Source organism: Deltaproteobacteria bacterium (assembly GCA_016223005.1).
GTDB lineage: Bacteria > Desulfobacterota > GWC2-55-46 > UBA9637 > GWC2-42-11 > JACRPW01.
Window position 1 is genome coordinate 1 of record JACRPW010000047.1, and the last position, 5,879, is coordinate 5,879.

At 43.0% G+C, this 5,879-nt stretch carries 5 protein-coding genes; all 5 read right to left on the reverse strand.

From position 1 onward, the window contains the following. On the reverse strand, positions 1-689 hold a 689-nt coding region (locus HZC45_05880; protein MBI5682678.1), incomplete at its 3' end, for a CoA-binding protein. A gap of 7 nt (positions 690-696) precedes the next feature. Then, positions 697-1,878, reverse strand: coding sequence for an ABC transporter permease (locus HZC45_05885; GenBank protein ID MBI5682679.1), 1,182 nt, complete (start codon positions 1,876-1,878; stop codon positions 697-699). Between the two features lie 54 nt (positions 1,879-1,932). Further along, positions 1,933-3,231: a phosphomethylpyrimidine synthase ThiC gene (gene thiC, locus HZC45_05890; protein MBI5682680.1), complete on the reverse strand. Its 1,299-nt coding sequence runs from the start codon at positions 3,229-3,231 to the stop codon at positions 1,933-1,935. Continuing rightward, entirely contained in the window at positions 3,215-4,603 is a 1,389-nt protein-coding gene (locus HZC45_05895) for a cobyrinate a,c-diamide synthase (protein ID MBI5682681.1), read from the reverse strand. Before HZC45_05895 ends, thiC begins: the two co-directional genes overlap by 17 nt. Positions 4,604-4,661: 58 nt before the next feature. Next, positions 4,662-5,639, reverse strand: coding sequence for an integron integrase (locus tag HZC45_05900; protein ID MBI5682682.1), 978 nt, complete (start codon positions 5,637-5,639; stop codon positions 4,662-4,664). Positions 5,640-5,879 lie beyond the last annotated feature (240 nt).

The following is a 5,879-nucleotide window of genomic DNA, read 5'->3' on the forward strand; positions in this document are numbered from 1 at the left end:
CATTTTTTTTCTGTCTCTATAAACCTTTTGCCATCTTCAACTGCCTCTATGTATAAGGCAACAATCTTTGTGTTTTCATCTCCTGCAAAAAAATCAAGAAGATCATTTTCGCCGACATCAACCCTGTTTCCATAATTTACAACCCTTGCAACACCAATACCTTCCATTGCAAGTGTATCCATAATACTAACTGCAAATGACCCGCTTTGTGAGATAATTGAAAGTCCGCCCTTATGAGGTCTCTGCAATCTGTCTTCAGGTATAAAAAATGTATCAACACCTGAGAAACTATCATATATACCCATGCAGTTTGGTCCAATCACCCTTATCCCTGTTTTACTGATTATATTTTTTATTTCATCCTCCATTGAGGCGCCGCTTCTGCCTGTTTCCTTAAAACCTGCACTTATAATAACAGCGCCTTTTACCCCTGCACTCACATTATCATTTAATGCCTGCAACACCATACCTGATGGGACTATCAGGACAGAAACATCAATTGCCTCACGAATATCTGATACCTTTGCATAGCATTTTAAATCATCTATGGATTTATATTTTGGATTAACAGGATATACTATGCCCTTAAACCTTTTTATTAAACTTTTTAGCAGCACATTACCCAATTTTTCCTGTGAAGGAGATGCGCCAACTACAGCAATAGATTTCGGATTAAAGAATAAGTCCATATCTTTCTTATTCGTATCTCAAACATTCTACAGGGTTTAGTCTTGATGCCCTTTTGGCAGGGTAAAAACCAAAGAATATACCAATAATAGATGAAAACCCGAATGCCAGCGATATTGACCATAGTGATATAAGGATATTCCACCCAGTCACATATGCTACAATCTTTGAGCCGATAATCCCAATTAAAATACCAATCATGCCTCCTATTAAGGCAAGGACAACTGCTTCAATAAGGAACTGCATCAGTATATCCATGCCCTTGGCACCAACAGCCATCCGTATACCTATTTCCTTTGTTCTTTCTGTTACAGAAACAAGCATTATATTCATTATGCCGATACCCCCGACTATCAGTGATACAGATGCTATAGCACCAAGGAGTATAGCCATTGTCTGGGATGCCTTTTCTGATGCTGACATAATATCAGTAAGATTACGAATGCTGAAATCATCTTCTTTACCTGAAATAATATGATGTCTTTGTCTTAAAAGTTCCCTTATATCGTTTTCCGCTTCATTAAGCATGTCTTTAGAAACTGCCTTTATATATATTATTCTCACTGCCCCTGGAAACGGTGTTCCGAATATCTTTTTCTGAAGGGTGGAGAGTGGGACATAAATGGCATCGTCCTGATCCTGTCCCATAGGCGACTGTCCTTTTTTTGCAAGAATGCCTATTACAGCAAACGGCACCTTTTTAATCCTTACAATCTTTCCAATGGGGTCTTCTGCCCCAAAAAGGTTTTCTGCTACAGTTTGACCAATAACTGAAGTCTTTGCAGCACCGTCCAGTTCCTTTTGTGTAAATACCCTTCCTGATATAGTCTGCCATTCCCGGACTTCAAATATTTCAGGGGTTGTGCCATGCACTACTGTACTCCAGTTCTGATTTCCATAGACTATCTGTGCTGTTCCTGAATGAAGAGGTGCGGCAAAGGCAACACTGGACAGCTCTTCTCTTATAGTTCTTGCATCATCAGCGGTTAAGGTAGGCTGTGTGCCCATGCCCATCCTTATGCCGCCGCTGGTCGTAGCACCTGAAAGGACCATTAAAAGATTGGTTCCCATGCTTTCAATCTCTTTGGCAACCTGAACTCTGGCACCGCTGCCAACAGCAATCATAGCAATAACAGCCCCTACACCGATGATTATGCCAAGCATGGTAAGTGCTGAACGCATCTTATTCATCCTTAAGGCATCCAGCGCTATGCTTATGGCAGATATAATACTCAAAACATACCCCTATCTCTTTCTCTTTAAATCTCCCTCAAAATATTGATTGACATTATCCAATGCACAGAAACTGCCGCACATGGTGCATGTATCAGGTTCTTCCGGGTACCTGCTGTTTCTTATCTCCTTTGCCCTTTCACCAAAAAAGCCAAGTTTCTGCTGAACATCCCATCTTAAATCCCTTCTTGCCTTTGCCATATTCATATCTTTATCCTTTGCCCCGAGTTTTACCATATCGCCGACATGGGCGGCAATCCTTGCAGCCCTCACCCCTTCAATAACATCCTCCTTGTTTGGAAGCGCCAGATGCTCTGCTGGTGTAACATAGCAAATCAAATCAGCGCCATATCTTGCCGCCTCTGCAGCGCCTATTGCTGCTGATATGTGGTCATAGCCTGCGGCAAGGTCAGTGGTAAGTGGACCTAACACATAAAACGGGGCATCACTGCTCATCCTCTTCTGCAACCTTACATTTGCCTCAATATCCTCAAGGGGAAGATGTCCAGGACCTTCACACATCATCTGGCACCCCATATCCTGCCCGATTTCTGCAAGTTCACAGTTTATGAGGAGTTCCTGAACCTGTGCCCTGTCTAAACTATCATGTACAGCGCCTGCACGAAGACCATTGCCAAGACTCAAAACAGAGTCATATCTTTTAAGTATCTCAACAACCCTGTCAAATTTTTCATAAAGGGGATTTTCTTTATTGTTCTTCAGCATCCAGCCAACCATGTATGAACCGCCTCTTGACACAAGTCCTCCGTAACGGTAACCCTGTTTTTTAAGCCTCTCAATTGTGAGTCTGTTTATGCCGCAGTGGACTGCCATAAATGAAATTCCGTCAGCACATTGTCTTTCAATCACATCAAATAAGAGTTCCTCTGTGAGTTTATTCGGGTCGTGATATTTTCTGATTGCCTCTGCAAATGCCTGATATAAAGGCACACTGCCTGCAGACAGATTAGTTGCTGCAAGGACTTCTTTTCTTATCTCATCTAAATCACCGCCGACAGAGAGTTCCATCAGGGTATCTGCACCTGCAGTTTCCGCAGCAATTGCCTTTTCAACCTCTGCATGGACATCCACAATATCAGAAGATGTGCCTATGGACGCATTTACCTTTGTCCGCAGTCCCTTGCCAATACCCACAAGCCTTGCCTTGCGGTTTGTATTATTCGGTATAACTATCTTGCCTTCAGCAATCATCTCACGAATATATTCAGGAGATTTATCCTCTTTTTTAGCAACATCCTTCATTTCCTTTGTAGTGATATTTTTTCTTGCTGATTCAATCTGTGTTGGCATCTCTATACTCCTTACATTTTTTTATAAAACCCTTTGCAAATTTTGGGCTGCTCGCGAAATGAAGATGGATATAACTGGCAAGTGTGTTTTTGTATAGATAGCCTTCTTTACCAGTGAACTGTGCACTGTGAACTGTGAACTGATAAACTCTCTTTATGCTGCGCGGCGGTTCATCTATCTCTGAATAATGAAATTCATGTCCCCTCACCTTCTCTCCATTTTCTAAAAATGGACAATCGTTCTGAATAAGCACCTCTCTATATCCTATTGCCTTTCTCCTTTTAAGCATCCTTGATGTCCATGGGAATACGCCTGTCATATTGTATCTTTTACCATTCAAATCCTTTAGACATTTTCCAAGATACATAAGTCCTCCGCATTCAGCATATATGGGAAGCCCTTTTTGTGCAAGGGTTTTAATCTGGCTCATCAGGGACTTATTTTCAGAAAGTTTTTCTGCAAAAAGTTCAGGGTAGCCGCCGCCAAGATATATGCCATCAATATTTGCAGGAAGTCTTTTATCTCCGAGCGGGCTGAAAAATTTAAGTTCTGCCCCAAGTTTTTTCAGGATATCCAGATTCTCCTGATAATAAAAACAAAAGGCATTGTCCATTGCGACAGCAATACAAGTTTTGAGTTGTGAGTTTTGAGTTTTAAGTTTCAAAAACTTTGAACTTTGAACTTTGAACTTTGAACTTATTTTTAATATCCCATCAACATCCACAAACCTCTCAATCAATCCTTCTAATTTTTTAAGTCTTGAGTCTTGAGTCTTGAGTCTTGAGTCTGGCATCTCCAGCCCCAGATGTCTTTCAGATAAATTTATTTCTTCATCCTTTGGCATATAACCAAGAACCCTTGCCTTGCACCTATTTTCAACAGCAGTCTGAATCATTTCAAAATGCCTGACGCTTCCAATCCTGTTGAATATAACCCCTGCACCATTGACATTCGGGTCAAACCTCTCAAAACCATAGACTAAAGCGCCAGCACTTTGTGCCATCTTACCTGCATCAATGACCAATATTACAGGCAGACCTAAAATCTTTGCAATATGCGCAGTGCTGCCAGAGCCTTTGCAGCCAGCATGACCATCAAAAAGCCCCATTACACCTTCCACAATGCTAATGTCAGCATCTTTAGACGCATCTGTAAATGCTGCCCTAACACCTTTCATTCCCATAATCCATGTATCAAGGTTATAAGATGGTCTGCCGCAAACAAGTTTATGAAAGGACGGGTCTATATAATCAGGACCTGCCTTAAACGGCTGGACAATCATACCTCTTTTCCTGATGACAGACATCAAACCAAGTGTTATGGTTGTCTTCCCAACACCGCTGTGTGTCCCTGCAATTATAAAACCCTTCATAAGATACCCCTTATTTTGGTATAGACAAGCAGGCTGTTCAGGAACACAGCCTTGCAACTCAGAAATCCAGCGGACTTTTCACCTCTTTGACGGTCTGGCTTTTTATAGTATGAGTATATATCATGGTTGTCCGGACATCACTGTGTCCCAGCATCTCCTGAATGGTGCGAATATCGTAATTTGCTTGCAAGAGATGAGTTGCAAAACTGTGGCGGAAGGTGTGAGATGTGACTCGCTTCGTGAGCTTTGCCCTCCGGACAGCATTATAAAGAGCTTCCTGAACATGCTTTTCATGCAGATGATAACGTCGACGTTCCTTCGTTTCCACCACGAATGTCAATGATTGTTGCGGGAAAAACCATTGCCAGATAAAGTCCTTTGCAGCTCTCGGATATTTCTTTTCTAATTGATCTTCGAGAAACACACCCGCGTAGCCTGCCGCAATATCCTCATCGTGAAGTTTTTTTATTGCCTCAAACTGCGCCGCCACCTCCGTCATGATTGTCTGTGGAATCGGAACGGTACGGTCTTTACTGCCTTTCCCATGGAGCGTAAGGATTCCGGCGTCGAAATTGAAATTCTTCACCCGCAGTTTCACGCATTCGAATAGACGAAGCCCGCAGCCGTACAACAATTTGACCGCAAGATTGTAGGGATGCCTCAGATGTTTCAAGACAGCGTCTATTTCCTTTCGGGAAAGGACAACCGGGATATACTTCGATTTCTTTGCACGGGGAATGTCCTTGTGATCGCCGAAATCTTTCTTCAGAATATGCCGAAACAAAAACAACAAGGCGTTGAACGCCTGGTTCTGCGTTGATGCTGCAACCTTGCAGTTCACCGCAAGATAGGTGAGATATGATTTGACATCTGTTGCTGACAATTCGTCAGGCGGCTTGTTTCTCAGGTAGCTCTGGAACTTGCGACTCCAATCCGCGTATGTCTTGAGAGTTTTCCGGGAATAGTGCCGCATCTTAATCTCCGCGGCAAGATTGTCTATGATTTTGTCCCAAGGTGGAGATCCTGATTTTGCCATGCAGCGCCATTCATTAAAACGTTTGCCCGCCAATGGGGGCGGAACGGAAGCTTGCCCGATATCGCTACTATCGGGGGGCTGTGACGATGATCGCGGAACTGATGCCTTGAGGTCGCCATCCCCCGGCAGAGACACATCCGCCTGCTGTGGCATAGCAGGCACTGTTTCCGGTACGCGGTGCGGCTGTTGCATATCCGAAAGAGGGGAATATATCGGCGTTATCGCCTCATCCTTCGATAA